Annotated in this window: 22 protein-coding genes; 1 reads left to right on the top strand and 21 read right to left on the bottom strand. The window is 43.3% G+C overall.

Annotation, left to right across the window (positions count from 1 at the left end):
* Positions 1 to 14: 14 nt before the first annotated feature.
* From N667_RS0105770 to N667_RS0105670, 21 genes are all read right to left on the bottom strand, one after another.
* Complete coding sequence (locus tag N667_RS0105770; protein ID WP_027408687.1) at positions 15 to 626, bottom strand: MotE family protein; 612 nt, start codon at positions 624 to 626, stop codon at positions 15 to 17.
* Between the two features lie 8 nt (positions 627 to 634).
* Positions 635 to 1,078 carry a flagellar export protein FliJ gene (gene fliJ / locus N667_RS0105765; RefSeq protein WP_027408686.1) on the bottom strand — a complete coding sequence of 148 codons (444 nt, stop codon included), beginning with the start codon at positions 1,076 to 1,078 and terminating at the stop codon, positions 635 to 637.
* A gap of 7 nt (positions 1,079 to 1,085) precedes the next feature.
* Positions 1,086 to 2,402 (bottom strand): flagellar protein export ATPase FliI, encoded by a 1,317-nt coding sequence (gene fliI / locus N667_RS0105760; RefSeq protein ID WP_027408685.1) that lies wholly within the window; start codon positions 2,400 to 2,402, stop codon positions 1,086 to 1,088.
* A gap of 4 nt (positions 2,403 to 2,406) precedes the next feature.
* Positions 2,407 to 3,177: a flagellar assembly protein FliH gene (gene fliH, locus N667_RS0105755; RefSeq protein WP_027408684.1), complete on the bottom strand. Its 771-nt coding sequence runs from the start codon at positions 3,175 to 3,177 to the stop codon at positions 2,407 to 2,409.
* Positions 3,161 to 4,180, bottom strand: a complete 1,020-nt coding sequence (fliG, locus tag N667_RS0105750; RefSeq protein WP_027408683.1) for a flagellar motor switch protein FliG — start codon at positions 4,178 to 4,180, stop codon at positions 3,161 to 3,163. The genes fliH and fliG overlap by 17 nt, the downstream gene beginning before the upstream one ends.
* 11 nt (positions 4,181 to 4,191) lie before the next feature.
* Positions 4,192 to 5,778, bottom strand: coding sequence for a flagellar basal-body MS-ring/collar protein FliF (fliF, locus tag N667_RS0105745; RefSeq protein WP_027408682.1), 1,587 nt, complete (start codon positions 5,776 to 5,778; stop codon positions 4,192 to 4,194).
* A 53-nt stretch (positions 5,779 to 5,831) separates the two neighbouring features.
* Positions 5,832 to 6,128 carry a flagellar hook-basal body complex protein FliE gene (fliE, locus tag N667_RS0105740; RefSeq protein ID WP_027408681.1) on the bottom strand — a complete coding sequence of 99 codons (297 nt, stop codon included), beginning with the start codon at positions 6,126 to 6,128 and terminating at the stop codon, positions 5,832 to 5,834.
* Between the two features lie 14 nt (positions 6,129 to 6,142).
* Positions 6,143 to 6,595 carry a flagellar basal body rod protein FlgC gene (gene flgC / locus N667_RS0105735; RefSeq protein ID WP_027408680.1) on the bottom strand — a complete coding sequence of 151 codons (453 nt, stop codon included), beginning with the start codon at positions 6,593 to 6,595 and terminating at the stop codon, positions 6,143 to 6,145.
* Positions 6,596 to 6,598: 3 nt separating this feature from the next.
* Positions 6,599 to 6,991 (bottom strand): flagellar basal body rod protein FlgB, encoded by a 393-nt coding sequence (flgB, locus tag N667_RS0105730; protein ID WP_027408679.1) that lies wholly within the window; start codon positions 6,989 to 6,991, stop codon positions 6,599 to 6,601.
* Between the two features lie 156 nt (positions 6,992 to 7,147).
* Positions 7,148 to 7,927: a GTP-sensing pleiotropic transcriptional regulator CodY gene (gene codY / locus N667_RS0105725; protein ID WP_027408678.1), complete on the bottom strand. Its 780-nt coding sequence runs from the start codon at positions 7,925 to 7,927 to the stop codon at positions 7,148 to 7,150.
* A 26-nt stretch (positions 7,928 to 7,953) separates the two neighbouring features.
* Positions 7,954 to 9,345, bottom strand: coding sequence for an HslU--HslV peptidase ATPase subunit (gene hslU / locus N667_RS0105720; protein WP_035098201.1), 1,392 nt, complete (start codon positions 9,343 to 9,345; stop codon positions 7,954 to 7,956).
* 14 nt (positions 9,346 to 9,359) lie between these two features.
* On the bottom strand, positions 9,360 to 9,902 hold the full coding sequence (gene hslV / locus N667_RS0105715) for an ATP-dependent protease subunit HslV (protein ID WP_027408676.1): 543 nt from the start codon (positions 9,900 to 9,902) through the stop codon (positions 9,360 to 9,362).
* Positions 9,903 to 9,925: 23 nt separating this feature from the next.
* A complete protein-coding gene (xerC, locus tag N667_RS0105710) occupies positions 9,926 to 10,828 on the bottom strand; it encodes a tyrosine recombinase XerC (RefSeq protein ID WP_027408675.1) in 903 nt (300 codons plus the stop codon).
* Positions 10,829 to 10,884: 56 nt separating this feature from the next.
* The gene (trmFO, locus tag N667_RS0105705; protein ID WP_027408674.1) at positions 10,885 to 12,180 is read right to left on the bottom strand and encodes an FADH(2)-oxidizing methylenetetrahydrofolate--tRNA-(uracil(54)-C(5))-methyltransferase TrmFO; all 1,296 of its coding nucleotides are present in this window, start codon (positions 12,178 to 12,180) and stop codon (positions 10,885 to 10,887) included.
* A 63-nt stretch (positions 12,181 to 12,243) separates the two neighbouring features.
* Positions 12,244 to 14,319, bottom strand: coding sequence for a type I DNA topoisomerase (gene topA / locus N667_RS0105700; RefSeq protein WP_027408673.1), 2,076 nt, complete (start codon positions 14,317 to 14,319; stop codon positions 12,244 to 12,246).
* A gap of 96 nt (positions 14,320 to 14,415) precedes the next feature.
* Complete coding sequence (gene dprA, locus N667_RS0105695) at positions 14,416 to 15,300, bottom strand: DNA-processing protein DprA (protein ID WP_027408672.1); 885 nt, start codon at positions 15,298 to 15,300, stop codon at positions 14,416 to 14,418.
* Between the two features lie 79 nt (positions 15,301 to 15,379).
* Positions 15,380 to 16,282, bottom strand: coding sequence for a succinate--CoA ligase subunit alpha (gene sucD / locus N667_RS0105690; RefSeq protein WP_027408671.1), 903 nt, complete (start codon positions 16,280 to 16,282; stop codon positions 15,380 to 15,382).
* A 17-nt stretch (positions 16,283 to 16,299) separates the two neighbouring features.
* On the bottom strand, positions 16,300 to 17,460 hold the full coding sequence (gene sucC / locus N667_RS0105685) for an ADP-forming succinate--CoA ligase subunit beta (protein ID WP_027408670.1): 1,161 nt from the start codon (positions 17,458 to 17,460) through the stop codon (positions 16,300 to 16,302).
* A 150-nt stretch (positions 17,461 to 17,610) separates the two neighbouring features.
* Complete coding sequence (locus N667_RS0105680) at positions 17,611 to 17,889, bottom strand: EscU/YscU/HrcU family type III secretion system export apparatus switch protein (protein WP_027408669.1); 279 nt, start codon at positions 17,887 to 17,889, stop codon at positions 17,611 to 17,613.
* Positions 17,886 to 19,475, bottom strand: coding sequence for a hypothetical protein (locus N667_RS0105675; RefSeq protein ID WP_027408668.1), 1,590 nt, complete (start codon positions 19,473 to 19,475; stop codon positions 17,886 to 17,888). The genes N667_RS0105680 and N667_RS0105675 overlap by 4 nt, the downstream gene beginning before the upstream one ends.
* Positions 19,476 to 19,495: 20 nt before the next feature.
* Positions 19,496 to 20,281: a ribonuclease HII gene (locus N667_RS0105670; RefSeq protein WP_035098248.1), complete on the bottom strand. Its 786-nt coding sequence runs from the start codon at positions 20,279 to 20,281 to the stop codon at positions 19,496 to 19,498.
* 167 nt (positions 20,282 to 20,448) lie between these two features.
* Here N667_RS0105670 and N667_RS0105665 point away from each other — a divergent pair.
* On the top strand, positions 20,449 to 20,688 hold a 240-nt coding region (locus N667_RS0105665), incomplete at its 3' end, for a transposase (RefSeq protein ID WP_027408666.1).

The raw sequence follows: 20,688 nt of genomic DNA, 5'->3' as shown, positions 1-20,688 counted from the left end.
GACTCTCCCCCCTTTTAGTTGCTAGATGTCTGTGCCTCTCTCGACAACAGAGCGGTATATTTGGCCGCTTCTGCTGGGGTCATTTTTTCAAGAATCGCTGCCGCCTTATCGCTTCCTACGGCTGCCAGAATATTCACCGCCTCTTGGTCAGACATTTTAGGAATAATAGCAGCTGCATTTTTCGGCGCCATCGTACCGTACATCTTAGCGATATCTTGCATAGTAATTTTTTGGTTGCTGGATGAAGCAGCTTCTTGTTGTTTAGCTTCTAATTCCGCATTTAAACGTTCTATTTCTTGTTTTAGCGTGTCAATTTCGTTTTGTTTATTTTTCATTTCTGTTTCCAGCTTCTTAATTTGCGCTGTTTTTTCTTCAAGCGTTGCTTTTTGTTCCAACATGTTTTCCTTTAAGATTTGTTCAGTGGATTTCGGCTTCCCACCTACTAGCTCCGACACGAAAGGAAGATTGGAGCCGTATTTTGCCGCAATGTCAAACACATTCACTCCAGCAATCGTCGCTACGACGAGCGTTAAGGCAATCGTAAACAACAATGGAATGAGGATGACAAACAAGAACCATTGAAACTTTCCTGTTTTCCCTTCTTTTTCTATTTCTTGTTCTTTCATCGTCTCACCTAATTTCTGCGATTGACAAATTGTTGGATTGAAATTTCATCCATGCGTTTGTTCTCTGCTGCTTGAATGGTTTCAAGCACAGTTTTCATATGATTTTCTTTCAATTTTTCATATTTTTTTACTTCAATATTTAGTTCCGCTAGTTTCGTTTGCTTTAAAAACATTTGCTCCCGGGTCTGGATGACAAGCTGTTGATAGTGGGAAATCGTTCGCTCCAAATTCATGACAAACTGGCGAAAATAGCGAATATCTTGAATCGATAATCCCGATTTTAACTTTTGTTTGTACGTTTCCTCATAATCTTCTTTTTGCTTCAAAAAACGGTATAGCTTTTCAGCTGCCTCTTCGAATCGCTCGAGTGCTTCCTTGTATTCTCCAAAAGCCTTATCTTTTTCTTTTTCTCTAATAGTTAATATTTTGTCGAATTTAAACGCATGTTCCATCTCTTAATCACCCTGAATGTACGAGATGAAGGAGCGCGTCAATGCTTTCTTCCCTCGTAAATTTTTCATGAGTATCTTGCTTTAGAAAAGAAAGCAGCTTCGGATAGTAACGAATGGCCTCGTCAATTTCTTTAGAAGATCCCCTTTTGTACCCCCCTATATTAATGAGGTCCTCCGAATTTATATATACTGATAGGAGATGGCGGAACCGTTCGGCCGCGGTTTTATGCTCAGGTGTAATAATGTAATTCATGACACGGCTGATGCTTTTTAACACATTAATAGCTGGATATTGTCCTCTATTTGCCAAGCTCCGCTCTAGAACAAAATGTCCGTCTAAAATACCGCGAACCGTATCGGCGATCGGTTCATTCATATCATCGCCATCGACTAAAACAGTGTAAAAAGCAGTAATCGTACCGCATTCATTCGTTCCTGTCCGCTCTAGCAGTTTTGGCAAAATCGCAAACACGGAAGGGGTGTAGCCTTTTGTTGTCGGCGGCTCCCCTATAGCTAGTCCAACTTCGCGTTGCGCCATCGCTACACGAGTGACAGAATCCATCATCAGCATGACGTTCATTCCTTTGTCGCGAAAATATTCCGCGATGGCCGTCGCCGTGTATGCTCCCTTAATGCGCATGAGAGCAGGCTGATCGGATGTCGCTACAACAACAATGGAACGAGCGAGGCCTTCAGGGCCAAGATCGCGTTCGATAAACTCGCGAACTTCTCGTCCCCGTTCACCGATGAGGGCGATTACGTTTAGATCAGCATTCGTATTGCGGGCAATCATTCCAAGCAACGTGCTTTTTCCGACGCCGGAACCGGCAAATATGCCGACGCGTTGTCCTTTTCCAACTGTAAGTAAGCTGTCGATAAGGCGGATCCCAACTTCAACAGGCTCATGAATAGGCGGCCTCAATAAAGGATTAGGTGGTTCTCGTTCAATAGAAATTGACCGCAATCCTTTAGGAAGAACACTCCCATCGAGGGGGCGACCAAGCGAGTCGAGGACTTTTCCGATTAAATTCATTCCTACTTTTATTTCGAAAGGCTTTCCTGTCGCCTCTACGATGCATCCTGGTGAAATATCCTGGATGGTCGAAAATGGCATTAAAAGCACATGCTGTTCGCGAAATCCGACGACTTCAGCAGCAATCCGTTGTTTTTTTCTTCCGCTGCCGACGTGAATGTAACAAACATCGCCAATGGAGCTTTCAGGGCCTTTTGATTCAATCATTAAACCGATGACGCGTGTTACTTTACCGAATCGTTTATACGAATCAATCGTTTCAATTTCATCAAGAAGGATCGGCCATTTCAAATGATTATTCCTCCTTAAGCCGTTCAAGCAATTTTTCTTTAATTTGCTGCAGCTGTGTGTCGACGCTTGCATCAATTCGGCCAAACGGCGTTTCAATTACGCATCCATCCTTCGCCAACTGCTCATCGGGATAAATGAATATATCGGCAGGCTGGTTGAATACTGCTTTTAGTTCGTCTTTTTGTTGCACAACCATTTCGTAATAAAATGGATGAACATACAATTTCACTTCAGATTGTTCGCGGACTTCTTTCATCGCCCTTTGAACGAGCGATAGAAAATGTTCATTGTTTTCAGAAATCTTTTCACCGAGGATTCGTTCGGCTACTTTTAAGCCGATGAGAAAAATTGTTTCTTTTGCTGATTCAATCTGTTCATAAAACTGTTCATTGGCTGCTTGAATAACGCGTCTTGCTTCTTCGATACATTCATGGTAGCTTTGAAGCCCTTCTTCTTTCCCTTGTGTATATCCGGCTTCATATCCCTCTTGCTGCGCCGCTAGCATGAGCTGTTGCTTTTCTAATTGCCAATTTTCACGTTCTTGTAATATTTGTTGTTTTAAAGAATGGTAATATTTTTCTGCTTCTTGCTTTATAAGTTTAGCTTCCCGTTCTGCTTGCTCAACAATGTTCTGTGCACTGGCACCTTCGTCCATTTCGACATGAAAAGATACCTCGGCCTGCTTCTGAAAGCAATTTTTTACCTCGATTATTTTTTTGCTGCCATGATCTGTTTTGGTAAAGGATGCCTTGATCACTTTAGACAATAATATCATCTCCTCCGCCGCGAGCGATTACGATCTCGCCTGCTTCTTCAAGGCGACGAATCACTGCCACAATGCGCGATTGCGCCTCTTCTACGTCACGGAGACGAACTGGTCCCATAAACTCCATTTCCTCTTTAAACGTTTCTGCCATACGTGTCGACATATTGCGGAAGACGATTTCTTTTACCTCATCGCTCGATACTTTAAGTGCAAGCATTAAATCATTATTGTCCACTTCACGAATAACACGTTGAATAGCACGATTATCAAGCGTCACAATATCTTCAAACACAAACATCCGCTTCTTAATTTCTTCGGCAAGCTCAGGATCTTGAATCTCAAGCGCATCTAAAATCGTTCGCTCCGTACTCCGGTCTACACCGTTTAATACTTCCACTACCGCCTCTATACCGCCCGTTTGCGTGTAGTCTTGCACGACCGTTGTCGATAGCTTTCGCTCTAGAATTTGTTCCACTTCGTTAATCACTTCCGGAGACGTGCTGTCCATAAGCGCGATGCGACGCGCAATATCAGCTTGCATCTCTTGCGGCAGCGCCGATAAAATTTGTCCTGCTTGAGTTGGCTCAAGATACGATAAAACAAGGGCGATCGTTTGCGGATGCTCATTTTGAATAAAATTTAATAATTGAGCCGGATCTGCTTTGCGGGCAAAATCGAATGGTCGAACCATCAAAGCAGATGTCAAGCGGTTAATGATGTTTAGTGCTTTTTCGGAACCGAGCGCTTTTTCTAACACTTCCTTGGCATAAGCAATTCCCCCTTGGGAAATATAATCTTGCGCCAAAGCGATTTGATGAAACTCCTCCAATATATCCTCCTTTTCTTGTGCAGCTACTTGGCGAACGCTGGAGATTTCAAGTGTTAGCTTTTCAATTTCCTCTTCTGATAAATGTTTGTAGACGGATGCTGACACATCTGGTCCAAGAGAAATGAGGAGTATGGCAGCTTTTTGTCTTCCTGTTAGTTCACCCTTTTTCTCCTTTTTTGCCATCTTCATTCCTCCTAGTCTTCAGCTAACCATGTTCTTAATAGTTGGGCAAATTCGTCAGGCTTCTCTTTTGCCAGTTTCTCAAGCTGCTTGCGGCGCAAGCTCGCTTCCGTTTCTCTTTCTTCATTAATGTCAGGAAGCGGACGCAACGGCGGCTGATCGATGATTTCATCGATTTCTTCTTCGTCTTTTTTCCGCTTGCGCAACAGCAAGAAGAGAAGCAAACCAATCACAGCTGCCGCAAGAACTCCACCCGCAATATATGCCCACGTTGGGATGGTTGGCTGTGGCTCTGTAAACTCTGTTTTGCCATTGAATTTTTGGACAGAAACAACAATTCGATTTTGAATATCTTGATCCGTTAATGTTTGACCATCTTGCTTATCAATTGAAGTTCTAACAACGGTGCCTAAAATCTTCTTGATATCGTCTACCGTCTGTTGTGGTAGAGAGTTTGGATCCTTTGGATTTGGCGGTTCTACCATCACTTGAATTCCTAAGTCTCGCACTTTGTATGGACTTTCAACGATCTTTTTCTTAATTCGATTTACTTCGTTATTGATCGTTTCTTCTGTTTTTTCATAGTCTCCATTGGAGTTACTAGTCGATGACTGATAGCTTGGAACATCGGTTGCGCCGGACCCTGCAACGCCCCCCGGTTGAGCTCCTTGGCCGGAATATGTCTCTTTAATCCGCTGCACGCTGACAGCAATGCCTTCTTTATTTTGCTCATCGACTGGAGCAACTAGATTCTCTTCACGATTTTCCTGGGTAAAATCGACATCTGCTGTTACGGATACAACGACTTTATCCTGGCCCATCATCGTTCCGAGCATTTGTTGAACTTGCCGTTGGACGTCGCGTTCAATTTGCTTTTTAATTTCGTTTTGTGCCGTAAATGCATTAGCTGTCGAAATTTGATCGTCATTTTTTAAATCAAAGTACTCAAAATACTGGTTCATAATGACGATATTATCAGTAGGAAGATTAGGAACGCTCTTAGATACAAGGCGGTAGAGCGCTTTAATCTGCTCGTCGCTAAATTTATATCCTGGTTTCGTTTTTAACACGACGGAAGCAGACGCTTTTTCCTGATCATCCGTGGCGAATACAGACGGTTGTGGGAGATTTATCATTACTTTTGCATCTTCCACACCGTCAATATTTTTAATTAAATTTGCCAGTTCCGTCTGCATCGCTTTCAGTTTAACGACGTTGAATTCATTATCGGTCATGCCGAACCCGGCATTTTTAGTAAAAAATGAATAATCAATATTTCCGCTATCTGGAATCCCTTCGGACGCTAGTTCGACTTTTAAAGTATCTGCCATGTTCTCAGGCACCTTAATCGTCGTCCCGTTATCAGCTACTTCTGATTCAACGCCGCGCTTATCAAGCGTGGCTTTAATCTGACCAGCTTCCTGCGGTGAAAGATTGCTATATAATGGCACAAAATTCGTTCTTGTCGCGAAATATGATGCAACTCCAACAATGAGGAGAAAGAGAAAAAATGCACCTACAACCATCATTTTTTGTGTCTTTGTTCTCTCTCCCCAAAAAGAGGTCAACCGATTAAGCCACTCTTTTATTTTTTCGTTCATACTATTCCCCCGATTATTGCAATAATAGATTGTCAGTTTGTTAGTACATCAATTTACACTTGCATTCTCATCATTTCTTGGTACGCTTCAATCACTTTATTGCGAATCTCAACAGTAAGCTGCAAGGAAATGCTGGCCTTTTGTGAAGCGATCATGACTTGATGCAAATCGACATTTTCTCCTTTAACTAGCTTATCTGTTAATTTGTCCGCTTGAATTTGTTGATCGTTCACTTGTTGAATCGCATCTTTCAAGAAATTAGCAAACGATTTTTGAACGTCTGCTGGCTTGATTGAGGAAGAGGAAGCGACAGCAGCAGGGAAGAGGTTTTTCTGGACTCCATTAATCATGTTCGATTCTCCTTCTATTTGCCGATTTCTAATGCCTTCATTAACATTCCTTTCGTTGCATTGAACACCGTTACGTTCGCTTCATAAGAACGGGTCGCGCTCATTAAATCGACCATTTCTTTTAACGGATCGACATTTGGAAGCTGCACATAGCCATCGCGGTTAGCATCTGGGTTAGTTGGATCATAAACGAGCTTAAACGGTGTTTCATCCTCAACAACTTTCGTGACTTTGACGCCTCCACCAACAGCTGTGTCGTTATTCATGGCCGCTTGTAGATAAGAGGAGAAGCCACCTTCATTCGGTTCCATAATGACCATTTTGCGACGATACGGCTGCCATTGCCCGTTTACTAACTTCGCTCGCGTTGTATCCACATTGGCCATATTTGAGGAAATAACATCCATTCGCAGCCTCTGTGCAGTCAATGCCGATGCTGTTGTATTTAAGCCTTGAAAAATCGACATGCATTATTTTCCTCCTTTAATCACCAATTTTAGCGAATTAAATTGACCGTTTAACCGTTCAATCAAGGCGTTATAATAAATTTGGTTTTCGGCTAAATCCGACATTTCTTTATCTACATCGACACTATTTCCATTATGGTTATAGACTACATCATTTCTTGCCGTTACTAAAAAGTCGCCTGTATCGCTGCTTTTAAAAAAGAAATGCTTTGGATTTGTCCGATGCGCTTCAAGCGAAGACATCGCCCGCTCCAATTCCGATTTAAACCGAACAGTCTTGGCTTTATAGTTGGGCGTATCAGCATTGGCAATGTTATTAGCAATCACTTTTTGTTTGAGCGATGCATAGTCTAATCCCTGCTCTAGTCGAGCAAAAGTGCGAGAAAATAGTTCCAAGCAAAATCCCCTCTTTATCTTCTTTTTTCGACAATATTTGATATTCTATATTTTAAAATAATGCGTAAATGTTGTATAGCCGGAAGATTGTACTATTTTTAGCATTTAAAATGCCGCCGTAAAAAAAGAGCTGCATAAACGCAGCTCTTTTTACGGTTAGTTTGTCTTTAATTTTTCTAACTCTGCTAAAAACTTGTCATTTAACACCTTAATATATGTCCCTTTCATCCCTAGAGAACGCGATTCAATCACGCCGGCACTTTCAAGCTTGCGCAGCGCATTGACGATGACTGAACGAGTGATCCCAACGCGGTCAGCAATTTTACTTGCAACAAGCAATCCTTCGGTACCTTCTAATTCTTCAAAGATATGTTCAATGGCTTCAAGCTCACTATAAGAAAGCGAGCTGATCGCCATTTGCACAACCGCTTTGCTTCTTGCTTCTTCTTCAATTTCTTCGGCTTTTTCACGCAAAATTTCCATGCCGACAACCGTTGCCCCGTACTCTGCCAAAATGAGGTCATCGTCATCAAATTGTTGGTCGAGTCTTGATAAAATAAGCGTTCCAAGGCGCTCACCGCCACCGTTAATCGGCACGATCGTCGTCAAGCCTGTTTTAAACAAATCGCGGTTTTCTACCGGAAATGCCGTATACTCACTGTTAATATCTAAGTTCGGGGATGTTTCTGTAATATTAAATAAGCTTTTTGTGTATTCTTCTGGAAATTGACGGTCTTCTAGCATTTTTTTCATGCGTTCGTTTTCGATAGATTGTTTAATGGCAAAACCTAATAATTTTCCGCGGCGGCTAACAACGAACACGTTCGCCTCAATAACCGAGCAAAGCGTTTCAGCCATTTCCTTAAAATTCACCGGTTTCCCTGCTGCTTTTTGCAGCATCGCATTAATCGTTCTTGTTTTCTGCAACAAGTTCATTTTCTATAGCCTCCTATTCTGATTCGTTATAAGATAAACTCACTTAAATCTTTGTTTTTCACAATATTTCCTAACTTTTGCTCAACATATTGTGGTGTAATAACAATTTTTTCGAGCGTGATATCCGGCGCCTCGAAGGATAAGTCTTCAAGCAGTTTTTCCATAATCGTATGAAGGCGTCTTGCCCCGATGTTGTCAGTTGTCTGGTTTACTTCAAACGCCACTTCAGCAATCTTACGAATAGCATCGTCAGAAAATTCAAGTTGTATACCTTCTGTCGCAAGAAGTGCCGTATATTGCTTAATAAGCGCATTATTCGGTTCAATGAGAATTTTTACAAAATCGTCAACCGTTAATTTTGATAGCTCAACCCGAATCGGAAAACGTCCTTGCAACTCCGGAATTAAGTCTGATGGTTTCGACATATGAAAAGCTCCAGCCGCAATAAACAAAATATAATCCGTCTTAACAGGACCATATTTCGTCATCACTGTGGAACCTTCCACAATCGGCAAAATATCGCGCTGCACCCCTTCACGCGAGACATCAGCAGATGAAGCCCCTTGGCCTCTGCGGGCAATTTTGTCGATTTCATCAATAAAAATAATTCCGGACTGCTCTGCAAGATGAACGGCCTCCTGTGTCACCTCGTCCATGTCGATCAATTTTTGCGCCTCTTCGTTTGCTAGCACTTTGCGCGCTTCGCTTACTTTTAGCTTCCGCTTTTTGCGCCGCTTTGGCATAAAGCTGCTTAACGCATCTTGCATATTCATGCCCATTTGCTCAATGCCCGCTCCCTGCAAAAAGTCAAATAGCGTTGCTTGCTGCTCTTCTATTTCGACTGTTACAAGCTCATCTTCTAATTCACCGTTAGCAAGCTGGATTGCCACCTGCTTCCGCTTTTGTTCAACATATTGATCGTCTTGGTCGTATCCTGCATCTTGCTGTGCAGATTGTCCTCCACCAAACAATAATTCAAATGGATTTTTCATCGTTTGCTTTTGTTTTCCCGGCACTAACAGTTCAACAAGCCGTTTGTTTGCTTGTTGCTCAGCACGGTCTTTAACTTCGTTTATTTTCCGCTCTTTTACTAACCGTACGGACGTTTCAACAAGGTCGCGCACCATTGATTCCACATCGCGCCCGACATAGCCGACTTCTGTAAATTTCGTTGCTTCCACTTTAATAAACGGAGCCCCAACAAGCTTTGCAAGCCTTCTTGCAATCTCCGTTTTTCCCACCCCTGTCGGACCGATCATCAAAATATTTTTCGGAACGACTTCATCGCGTAACTTTTCATCAAGCAAACTGCGGCGATAACGATTTCGTAAGGCAACGGCCACCGCCTTTTTCGCTTCTTTTTGGCCTACAATAAATTGATCGAGCTTTTCAACAATTTGCCGAGGTGTTAAATTCATCGCTTTCCCCTCCGCTACAATTCTTCCACAATAATGTGGTCGTTCGTATACACACAAATATTAGCGGCAACTTCCAAAGCAGCTGTTGCAATTTCTTTGGCGGTCATATGCTCTCCCGCATATTGCTTTAATGCACGCCCTGCGGCGAGCGCATAATTTCCTCCTGAACCAATCGCTAAAATATCGTCATCGGGCTCAATCACTTCACCTGTTCCTGACACTAAAAGCAGATGGCATTCATCCATGACAATGAGCATCGCTTCTAATCTGCGTAATACTTTATCACTGCGCCATTCTTTTGCCAATTCCACGGCCGCGCGCTGCAAATTTCCATTAAACTCCTCAAGCTTTCCCTCAAACATTTCAAACAATGTAAACGCATCCGCCACAGATCCGGCAAATCCAGCCAATACTTTTCCTTGAAATAGTTTCCGCACTTTTTTGGCCGTATGCTTCATTACTACAGCGTTGCCAAAGGTCACTTGCCCATCGCCAGCCATTGCGCAAGAGCCGCGATGCCGAATGGCAAAAATCGTCGTTGCATGGAATTGTTCCATATCGCTCCTCCTTTGATGGAAGTCTAAGCCCGCGGATGTGTATGCAAATAAATATGGCGCAGACGGTCTTTTGTAACGTGCGTATATACTTGTGTTGCCGAAAGGTGCACATGCCCAAGCAACTCTTGAACTGTGCGCATATCCGCACCTTCGTTAAGCAAATGTGTTGCAAATGTATGCCTAAATACATGCGGGCTCACTTTCTGAGTCAGTGCCGCTTTTTCCACTACTTCATTCAAAATGTGGCGAACCCCTCGAGGTGTTAAAGGACTGCCGCGAAAGTTCAGAAATAAATAGTTCGTTGCTGCCTTACCTTTTTGCAAAAGTTTATTTCGTCCGTCTTGTATATATTGCTCAAGCGCTTCTTTCGCAAAGCTGCCAAATGGAACATAGCGCTGTTTATTTCCCTTTCCATAAATAAGTATCGTAGAAAGCGAAAAGTCGATATCGGAAAGTTGAATGTGACAACATTCACTAACACGAATACCCGTCGCATAAAGCAGTTCAAGCAACGCCTGATTTCGCTGACCAATTGCTGTATTTAAATCATTGACATGAAATAAGTTTTCTAATTCCTCTTCATACAAAAAGTGAGGAATTTTTTGCTCCTTTTTTGGCAACGATGCAAGAGCAAATGGGTTTTCTGCTACCTTCTTTTCGCGCAGCAAAAATTTATAAAAACTGCGTAAGCTCGATATTTTGCGAGAAATCGAACGGCTCGATAGTTGTTCACCATGTAGCTTCGTCAAATACAGACGAACATCGCTGTACTTGACTTCGTCTAAACGCTGAAGCGCCTGTTCACACATAAATGAAAAAAATTGCTCAATATCTTGTGTGTAACACGCAATAGTATATTGTGAATAATTTTTTTCAATTTGTAAATATTCAACGAACGATTGTAACGAAATTTTCAAATTTTCCATTCCCAACACCTCACAAGGGCTACTAAATATTAACATAAATTTAGTAGCCCTTGCAATTATTTTTTTATAAAATTCTGAATTGTATCTAAGGCTCGTTTCGCGTATTGTTCATGGCGGCGTTTTTTGTCTTTAATCGTCTCTTTAAGTGGCGCAAATAAACCAAAGTTCGCATTCATCGGCTGAAAATGCTTTGGATTAGCCGTCGTAATATAGTGCGCCATGCTGCCGATCGCCGTTTCTTGCGGAAATACAATCGGGTCTTGTCCGAATGTGATTCTCGCTGCATTGATGCCCGCTACTAGACCGGAGGCAGCTGATTCAACATAGCCTTCTACGCCCGTCATTTGTCCGGCAAAAAATAAATCGTCGCGTCCTTTATACTGGTACGTCGGTCTAAGCAGCTTTGGCGAGTTGATGAACGTATTGCGGTGCATAACACCATAACGGACGATTTCCGCATTCTCTAACCCTGGGATCAGGCGAAATACTTCTTTTTGATCTCCCCATTTCAAATGTGTTTGAAATCCTACAATATTATATAAAGTTCCCGCCGCATCGTCTTGACGAAGCTGAACAACAGCAAACGGGCGCTTCCCGGTGCGGGGATCTTCAAGACCGACCGGCTTCATCGGGCCAAATAGCAACGTTTTCTTTCCTCTTTTGGCCATGACTTCAATCGGCATGCAGCCTTCAAAATAAATTTCTTTCTCAAATTCCTTCAACGGTACCGTTTCTGCCGAAATGAGCGCCTCATAAAAACGGTCAAACTCTTCCTCGGTCATCGGACAGTTCAAATAAGCGGCTTCCCCTTTATCATAACGTGATTTGATATATACTTTGTCCATGTTAATGCTCTCTTTTTCTACAATTGGTGCCGCTGCATCATAAAAATATAAATATTCCTCTCCCGTTAATTCCTTTAGTTTTTCCGATAGCGCAGGCGATGTTAACGGTCCTGTCGCAATAATCGTCGGTCCCTCGGGAATATCCGTTACTTCCTCACGAACAACCTCAACATTTGAATGATTTTGCACTAAATCGGTGACGCGTGCCGCAAATTCATGGCGGTCCACTGCTAGAGCCCCTCCGGCAGGAACGGAACACTCATCGGCCGCCTTGATAATAACAGAGTTAAGCATCCGCATTTCTTCTTTCAATACACCAACGGCATTCGTTAAAGAGTTCGCGCGCAGCGAATTGCTGCAGACTAGCTCGGCAAATTTATCTGTATGATGCGCTGGTGTCTGTTTCACAGGACGCATTTCATAGAGCCGTACACGGACGCCGCGATTAGCGAGCTGCCATGCCGCCTCACTTCCAGCTAATCCTGCGCCAATGACGTTGACAATCACGATTCATTCCTCCTTAGTTATTGCGCACAAAATCGGTGAGGACTAACGGTCGCCCACCGATCATTATGATTGCGGTTCTTCTTCGTAGTCACATTTTATACATTGAACTTGCATACCTTTTTTCAGCTTTTTCTCTACTAATAAGCCTTTGCATTTCGGACATGAACGTGAAAGCGGCTTATCCCATGACATAAAATCACAATCTGGAAAACGGTCACATCCATAAAACAAGCGCTTTTTCTTGCTGCTTCGCTCCACAATATTTCCTTCGTGACATTGCGGGCATTTTACGCCAATTTCTTTCAGAATCGGTTTCGTATGACGGCAAGCAGGAAAGTTGGAACATGCGACAAACTTTCCGAACCGGCCCATTTTATAAACCATCGGACTTCCACATTCTTCGCAATCGATGCCCGCTGGTTCATCCTTAATCTCTACTTCCTTCATTTCTTTTTCGGCAATTTGCAAACTTTTTTCGAACCCGCGATAAAACTCGTCAATCACTTCGACCCAATCAACTTTTCCCTCTTCAATTTCATCTAAACTTTTCTCCATTTTTGCCGTGAATTCAACATCCAAAATTTCTGGGAAAAACTCAAGCATTAATTCGATGATAATTTCTCCGAGCTCCGTCGGAACAAAGCGTTTATTTTCCAGTGTCACATAATTTCGTTTTTGAATCGTATCAAGCGTCGGAGCATATGTTGAAGGGCGACCGATTCCAAGCTCCTCTAATGTTTTGACTAATCGCGCTTCCGTATAGCGCGGAGGCGGCTGTGTAAAATGCTGCTTCGGTTCAATATCTTTACCGATGACCGTTTCTTCCTCTTCCAATTCAGGAAGCAAATGATTCTGCTCATCAGTTTGGTCGTCTGTGCCTTCGACATATACTTTCATAAAGCCAGCGAATTTCACCTTCGAACCGCTTGCGCGAAAGATAACCCCCTCGTTTTCCAAATCGACACTCATTGTATCGAGAAGCGCAGGCGCCATTTGACTTGCAACAAAGCGCTCCCAAATTAGCTTATAAAGTCGATACTGGTCGCGGCTTAAATACGGTTTGACTGAGTTTGGATCGCGAAACACCGATGTTGGCCGAATCGCTTCATGCGCATCTTGAGCATTGTTGTTTTTCTTTTCCTTGCGTTTTTCTTGCGCGATATACTCTTTCCCAAATGACACTTCTATATATGAAAGCGCTTCATTTTGTGCAGTTGCCGACACTCGTGTCGAGTCTGTACGCATGTATGTAATTAAACCAACCGTCCCTTCACTTCCAAGGTCAATGCCTTCATATAGCTGCTGTGCGAGCATCATCGTCTTTTTTGTACGGAAATTCAACTTGCGTGCCGCTTCCTGTTGCAGAGAAGATGTCGTAAACGGCGGTACAGGGTTTCGTTTCCGCTCTTTTCTCGTTACAGACTGTACCTTAAAAGAGTGACCTTTTATGCGTTGTAATACCGCCTTTACTTCGCCTTCGTTTTTTAAATCCATCCTTTGTCCATCCATTCCGTAAAAAAAGGCGGTGAATGCTTCATTTTGCTTTATAAACTCCGCTTGGATCGACCAATATTCTTCCGGTTGAAATTCTTTGATTTCCTTTTCCCGGTCAATAATGAGTCTAAGCGCCACGGACTGCACTCGCCCCGCGCTTAATCCCTTTTTTACTTTTTTCCAAAGAAGCGGGCTAATATTATATCCTACCAGTCTGTCAAGCACGCGGCGCGCCTGTTGCGCATCCACCAAATGCATATTAATGGCACGAGGATGCTCAAACGACTCGCGAATAGCGTCTTTCGTAATTTCGTTAAATACAACACGGCAATCAGAATCAATATCAAGTTCAAGCATGTGTGCCAAATGCCACGCGATCGCCTCTCCTTCACGGTCGGGGTCGGCAGCTAAAAATACTTTCTTTGCTTTTTTCGCCGCTGTTTTCAGCTCTTTGATGACCGGTCCTTTTCCGCGAATCGTAATATATTTTGGCTCATAACCGTTATCTATGTCAACGCCCATTTGGCTTTTCGGCAAATCACGAATATGTCCCATTGAAGCTTTTACTTTATATTTCTTTCCGAGATATCGTTCAATCGTTTTTGCTTTCGCTGGTGATTCAACGATAACGAGATAATCCGACATACCTTTTCCTCCCTTAAGAGGTAAATTTAAAATCTTCATTATTATTAATGATTCTTATGACATTTGTCAAACATGATGTGAAAAATTTTTAACTTACTAAAAAAAATAAGCGAATTCGTCTAGAATGTCTTGCGCTGAACACACAAGTTTTGCTCCCTGTTGAATAAGCCTATTCGTTCCGTTCGATTGCTCTAGAAAAATCGAACCGGGCACCGCAAACACCTCTCTTCCCTGTTCTAACGCAAGGGAAGCGGTAATAAGGGAGCCGCTTTTTTCTTTTGCTTGAATGACAACCGTTCCAAGCGATAATCCGCTAATGATGCGGTTACGCAACGGAAATTGCCATTTTTTCGGTTTCGTATGTGGTGGGTATTCCGAAACAACTAGATGCTCACTCATTAATTGTTCGGCTAACATGCGATTTTTCGGGGGATAAATATGATCTATTCCCCCGGCAATGACCGCAATTGTTTTTCCACCGCACTCCATCGCTGTCTTGTGAGCTGCGGCATCAATGCCTAAAGCAAGGCCGCTAACGATCACCCAGCCATGCTGAACGAGCGGGGGCACTAAAACATGAAGCGCACGAATTCCCTCTTTTGTCGGCTGTCTCGTGCCAACGATGCTGATCATTTTATGCGCTGAAAGCACCTCAACGTTTCCCTTCACATATAGCACCCATGGCGGCTCAAAAATGTGCTTTAACCATTTCGGATAGTTCTCATCAAAAATAGTAATGGTATGAATATTTTTATCCCTATATGTTTTTATCATACTTTGAATATCAATGGAATGTAAATCTTGGAAAAACAAAGAATATTGTTCGAGGGAAATCGACAACATCGAAGCAACAGATGTATAAGGGAGAGAAAAAATAGAGGAAAGCGATGGATCGATTTTCAATAATCGGCTAATGATTTTCCAGTTGACGCCGCGGCAATGGTGGAGATGGACGAGGCGCTCTTGAGGCGAAGAGTACATGTAATCTCTCCTTTCTTTAATAATATAGTCAAAAGGTCCCGCACTAAGCGGAATACGCTCCGATGCGGGACCTTTGCGATTAATGTGTTTTACATTTTTCGTAAAGACCTTGCTCTTTTAGCACTGCAATTAATGTTTCGCCGATGACAGCAGGCGTTTCCGCTACTTTAATGCCACACTCATTCATTTTCTTAATTTTTTCCGCTGCTGTTCCTTTACCTCCGGAAATGATCGCACCAGCATGTCCCATACGCTTTCCAGGAGGCGCTGTTTGACCGCCGATGAAGCCGACGACCGGCTTTTTCATGTTCGCTTTCACCCATTCAGCCGCTTCTTCTTCTGCTGTACCGCCGATTTCACCGATCATAATGACAGCATATGTTTCTTCATCTTCATTGAACGCTTTTAACACGTCAATGAAGTTCGTACCGTTGACAGGGTCGCCGCCGATACCAACTGCTGTCGATTGTCCAATTCCTGCTTGCGTTAACTGATGTACCGCTTCGTATGTTAACGTACCAGAACGAGATACGATGCCAACATGGCCTTTTTTATGAATATATCCAGGCATAATGCCGATTTTGCACTCTTCTGGTGTGATGACGCCTGGGCAGTTTGGCCCGATTAAGCGCGTTTTCTTGCCTTCCATGTAGCGCTTCACTTTCACCATGTCTAAAACAGGAATGCCTTCCGTGATGCAGACAACAAGGTCTAACTCCGCATCTACTGCTTCCATAATTGCTTCTGCCGCAAATGCAGGTGGAACGTAAATAACAGACGCATTTGCTCCTGTTTTCGCAACCGCTTCAGAAACTGTGTTAAATACCGGAACGCCTTCTACCTCTGTGCCGCCTTTTCCAGGTGTCACACCGCCGACGATTTTCGTGCCGTATTCAAGCATTTGTTTTGTATGGAATAATCCTTGCGAACCTGTAATCCCTTGCACAATCACTTTTGTATCTTTATTAACAAAAACGCTCATTCTTCTCCCTCGCCTTCTTAACGTACTAATTCTACGATTTTTTGTGCGCCGTCTGCCATCGATTCAGCCGCTGTAATATTCAAGCCCGACTCTTCTAAAATTTTCTTTCCTAACTCGACGTTCGTTCCTTCTAGACGAACAACAAGCGGAAGTGACAAGCCAACTTGTTTTGTTGCTTCAACGATTCCCGTCGCAATGACGTCGCATTTCATAATGCCGCCGAAGATGTTGACAAAAATGCCTTTTACTTTCGGGTCGGACAAGATGATTTTGAACGCTTCTGTTACTTTTTCTGTCGTTGCGCCGCCGCCGACATCTAAGAAGTTCGCCGGTTCGCCGCCGTAATATTTAATGATGTCCATCGTTGCCATCGCAAGACCAGCGCCGTTCACCATGCAGCCGATGTTGCCGTCTAACGCAATGTAGTTCAAATCAAATTTCGATGCTTCCACTTCTTTTGGATCTTCTTCGTCCAAGTCGCGATATTCAAGCACATCGGAGTGGCGATAAAGCGCGTTAGAATCAAAGTTTAACTTCGCATCAAGCGCCATGACTTTGCCGTCTCCAGTGACAACAAGCGGGTTGATTTCCGCGATGGAGCAGTCTTTTTCAACGAATACTTGATATAAGCCCATCATAAACTTCACTGCTTGATTGATAAGCTCTTTCGGAATGTTGATGTTAAATGCTAAACGACGCGCTTGGAACGCTTGCAATCCGACCGCTGGATCGATGTATTCTTTAAAAATTTTCTCCGGTGTTTTTGCCGCCACTTCTTCAATCTCCGTACCGCCCTCTTCAGAGCCCATTAATACAACGCGGGAAGTCGCGCGGTCTAACACTAAACCGATGTAATATTCTTTTTTAATGTCGCAGCCTTCTTCGATTAAAAGGCGCTTCACTTCTTTTCCTTCAGGACCTGTTTGATGCGTGACAAGTACTTTTCCTAACAGTTCGCTTGCGTATGTACGAACTTCATCCAAGCTTTTCGCGACTTTTACCCCTCCGGCTTTTCCGCGTCCGCCAGCGTGGATTTGCGCTTTTACGACGCAAACGGAGCTTCCTAATTCTTTCGCCGCTTCAACAGCTTCTTCAACAGTAAACGCTACGCGTCCGTTCGGCACGGCAACCCCATAGCTTCTGAGGATCTCTTTGCCTTGATACTCATGAATATTCATATCCCATCCTCCTATGTATAAAAGATAAAAGTACTAGCGCTTTCATTGTATAATGTTACTTTCCATATTGTCTACCGTTTCGACATAAAATGAAAAAATTCTCACCAAAAAAAGAAGAGCTATTCCGCTCATTTTGTCGAAAGCAAATCGTTATTTTTTCTTAGCTAGTTTGCGATCCATTTGATAAACAAAAGCAAACAACTCTGCCACAACTTGATACAGTTGCTCGGGGATCGCTTCATTCACCTCGATCTCGCTTAGCAATTGGACAAGCGACGGATCTTCTTGAATCGGAATATGATGTTCCTTAGCAACCGCAATTAAATTTTCTGCTACTTTTCCCTTCCCTTTAGCGATGACAACAGGCGCCTCATGTTCGTGCGCTCGATACGTTAGAGCAACGGCTTCCTTCACTTTTTTCTCTTTCATATTCGATAGTCTACCCCCGAATGGTTCGTTAACACGTGAGAAAACACATCTTTTTTTGGATTATTTTTTGCTGCGACCACTTTTATGCCCGATAACATGTAGCCGCACGCTTCGAGCCGTTCCTTCAGTAGCGGCTGCATGAGCGGCACAAGCATTTCCAACTGCGGCGTCTCATTAAACAACGTGATGTGAATGATACGATTTTGGATGCGCACATCTAGCGCTGTTTCTTTTAACGCCTCAAGCTGCAAATAAAATAAAATACGGCAATAATTTGGGTCGATTTCCCCATTTTTTTGCTTTCTGCCTTGCCAATGAACGACCACGTCTGTCACCTCGCTATCAAAGCGAAGCGGCAGCTGCATAAAAACTTGCTGAATGGGTTCTTGTTCATGGGAAAGCAACTGTTGTCCAGTCAGCCGATGAATGAGCATTTCGATTCGCTCGTTTAAATCGCGATCTTGCACTTCTCGTTGAGCGAGCAAAAGGAGCGGCTTTAACCCTCCTAAGTCAAAATTTCCACCTGTCTTGATCGCTTTTTCAATCGCAGCCTCATATTGCAGACCGAGCGACTGAACAATTTTTTTCATATGTTGCGCGACCGCTACTGGAATTATGTTTTCTTCTCCCAACTGTTGAAATCGCTCTGGGTGCCGTTCTTTATAAGAAGCTGCATCGAGCGCCTTCCCTTCATTTAAAATGGACAATGATGCGCCAATTTGCTCCCTTGTACTTGCTATATCAAGATGCATTTCGTTCCCAGGGCGTAAAATCGAGTTAGTCAATGGATGTTTTTCATTTTGTTCGTCAACATGCCGGAGCGAAAAAAGGGGAGGCGTCGTTTCACGGCGAGCGCGTATTTGTTCATCCAACCGCTCAGCTTCCGCGAAAATTTCTTTATTACTTTGCTCGCTTCTATCTTTTAACCAAACAAACGGTACTTTCTCAAAATCGATGATACGTCGCAACTGTGTGATTAATGCCCGAACTCCTTCTGACTGTTTTTCGTCGGGAAGCGATGCTAGCCTATTCTTTAATTCTAGTAGCTGCTGTGCAAGCGGAGCCGGCTCTTGAACCGATTTCATCGCCAAAAATGTCTCATGAGTTAACGGCAGGCGGTTTATATACATCATCTGAACCGCCCGCAAATTTACTTCTGCATCCTCGGTGGATGTAAGCCACTTGGCTGCTCGGATCACCTCTTCCTTCACAACAGGAATTTGCTTTTCTAGCAAAAAACGAAGAAGCGGTTGCACCTTTTCGGGAAGTTCCCAGCGTTTGGCCAATTGCAACGCCGTTTGCTCAAACGTTATTTCTCCGCTGTCGGCATACAAATTTTCTATAAGCTTTAGATTTACCCTATCAGCTGCTAGTGAGACTTGGAACCAATACTTACTTCCCTCACGAAGCGAGGCTTGCAGCTCCGCAATTAGCGTTTCATTTCCGATTTTTACAATGGCCGAGCCGTTCTCGCTGATTTTCTCGATTTTCCCATATACAATTTGACCATCGCGAAACGGAATCGATTTAGTGCCTTCTACCAAGCGGCGGGTCGTCTCTCCGCTAATATGTCGAATGGATGACATCTTTCTCCCCCTTATTTGGGTCACTTATGTTCATAGCGTCCGAACAGCGCTTCTTTCACCGGGCCAAACGAGCGGCGATGTTCTTCGATCACTCCATACGTGCGAATCGCTTGCAAATGTTGCTCTGTTCCGTACCCCATATGTTTTTCAAACCCGTATTGCGGGTATTTTGCCCCAAGCTCTTTCATCATACGATCGCGCGTTACTTTGGCAACGACAGAGCTTGCCGCAATCGAAACGCTTGTCGCATCTCCTTTAATAATGCTTCGCTGTGGAATATCAAGCGGCAGTTCCATCGCATCAATCAACAAATACTCCGGTTTGCAAACAAGGCTTTGAATCGCCTGTACCATCGCTTTTTTCGTCGCTTGATAAATGTTAAGTTCATCAATTTCCCGAGCGGAAACAATACCGATTCCAATGGCAACTGCATTCGCTTGAATATGCTCAAACAGCTGTTCCCGCTTTGCTTCCGACAATTTTTTTGAGTCGTTCAACCCAGGCAAATAAAAATCCTTTGGCAAAATGACTGCGGCGGCAACGACTGGGCCAGCCAACGGGCCGCGCCCCACTTCATCAACGCCAGCAATATACGAAATGCCTTGTCCATAAATTCGCCGTTCGTATTCTAGCATTTGCTCCCATTGATAGCGCTCTTTTTCCATCGCTTCTTTTTGCTTATGCCAGCGCGCAACAAGTTTCTGTACGCTTTTTCGCTCATCAAGCGCCATTTCTTGCAACAAAGGATGATTGGCGTCATCGATCGTTGCAAGCAATTGTTCAATTTCTTTGACCGTACGCTTCATCGCTTCCATCGTTCCTTTCTCTTTCTATTTTTTATATCGGCAAACTCATAAAAAAATAAAGCCCGTTTATTTCGGGCTTTACAGACTGTTGAAAAACGATTTTGTCAACGACAAAATCGTTTTTTTATGATATATATGAAGGAAATACCGATGAGGAGAGCTCCCCTATGTATTCCTACCGATCGAATTTAGAAATTCAAGAAAACCGTCGAGCGTATGAGTCCATGGTCGATTCGAATCATGTGTTGGTTCAAATCGATCGTTTCATGGATTGGAATCATGTGTATCGCTTACTCCAACCGTTTTACTCGATGAACACAGGCCGTCCTTCCATCGACCCTTTAATCTTGGTAAAAATCCTCATGATCCAATACCTAGAAGGGTTTCGTTCCGTTCGATTTACCTGT

It is taken from the genome of Anoxybacillus tepidamans PS2 (assembly GCF_000620165.1).
Lineage (GTDB): Bacteria > Bacillota > Bacilli > Bacillales > Anoxybacillaceae > Anoxybacteroides > Anoxybacteroides tepidamans_A.
The sequence above is the reverse complement of the archived record's forward strand: the minus strand, read 5'-3'. Positions and strand labels throughout refer to the sequence as shown.

What these genes read in the sequence shown, in the direction of transcription:
- N667_RS0105770 (WP_027408687.1), bottom strand. Translation starts at nt 626, where the DNA reads ATGAAAGAACAAGAAATAGAAAAAGAAGGGAAAACAGGAAAGTTTCAA.
- fliJ (WP_027408686.1), bottom strand. Translation starts at nt 1,078, where the DNA reads ATGGAACATGCGTTTAAATTCGACAAAATATTAACTATTAGAGAAAAA.
- fliH (WP_027408684.1), bottom strand. Translation starts at nt 3,177, where the DNA reads ATGATATTATTGTCTAAAGTGATCAAGGCATCCTTTACCAAAACAGAT.
- fliG (WP_027408683.1), bottom strand. Translation starts at nt 4,180, where the DNA reads ATGGCAAAAAAGGAGAAAAAGGGTGAACTAACAGGAAGACAAAAAGCT.
- fliF (WP_027408682.1), bottom strand. Translation starts at nt 5,778, where the DNA reads ATGAACGAAAAAATAAAAGAGTGGCTTAATCGGTTGACCTCTTTTTGG.
- fliE (WP_027408681.1), bottom strand. Translation starts at nt 6,128, where the DNA reads ATGATTAATGGAGTCCAGAAAAACCTCTTCCCTGCTGCTGTCGCTTCC.
- flgC (WP_027408680.1), bottom strand. Translation starts at nt 6,595, where the DNA reads ATGTCGATTTTTCAAGGCTTAAATACAACAGCATCGGCATTGACTGCA.
- codY (WP_027408678.1), bottom strand. Translation starts at nt 7,927, where the DNA reads ATGAACTTGTTGCAGAAAACAAGAACGATTAATGCGATGCTGCAAAAA.
- hslU (WP_035098201.1), bottom strand. Translation starts at nt 9,345, where the DNA reads ATGAATTTAACACCTCGGCAAATTGTTGAAAAGCTCGATCAATTTATT.
- hslV (WP_027408676.1), bottom strand. Translation starts at nt 9,902, where the DNA reads ATGGAACAATTCCATGCAACGACGATTTTTGCCATTCGGCATCGCGGC.
- xerC (WP_027408675.1), bottom strand. Translation starts at nt 10,828, where the DNA reads ATGGAAAATTTGAAAATTTCGTTACAATCGTTCGTTGAATATTTACAA.
- topA (WP_027408673.1), bottom strand. Translation starts at nt 14,319, where the DNA reads ATGTCGGATTATCTCGTTATCGTTGAATCACCAGCGAAAGCAAAAACG.
- dprA (WP_027408672.1), bottom strand. Translation starts at nt 15,300, where the DNA reads ATGTACTCTTCGCCTCAAGAGCGCCTCGTCCATCTCCACCATTGCCGC.
- sucD (WP_027408671.1), bottom strand. Translation starts at nt 16,282, where the DNA reads ATGAGCGTTTTTGTTAATAAAGATACAAAAGTGATTGTGCAAGGGATT.
- sucC (WP_027408670.1), bottom strand. Translation starts at nt 17,460, where the DNA reads ATGAATATTCATGAGTATCAAGGCAAAGAGATCCTCAGAAGCTATGGG.
- N667_RS0105680 (WP_027408669.1), bottom strand. Translation starts at nt 17,889, where the DNA reads ATGAAAGAGAAAAAAGTGAAGGAAGCCGTTGCTCTAACGTATCGAGCG.
- N667_RS0105675 (WP_027408668.1), bottom strand. Translation starts at nt 19,475, where the DNA reads ATGTCATCCATTCGACATATTAGCGGAGAGACGACCCGCCGCTTGGTA.
- N667_RS0105670 (WP_035098248.1), bottom strand. Translation starts at nt 20,281, where the DNA reads ATGAAGCGTACGGTCAAAGAAATTGAACAATTGCTTGCAACGATCGAT.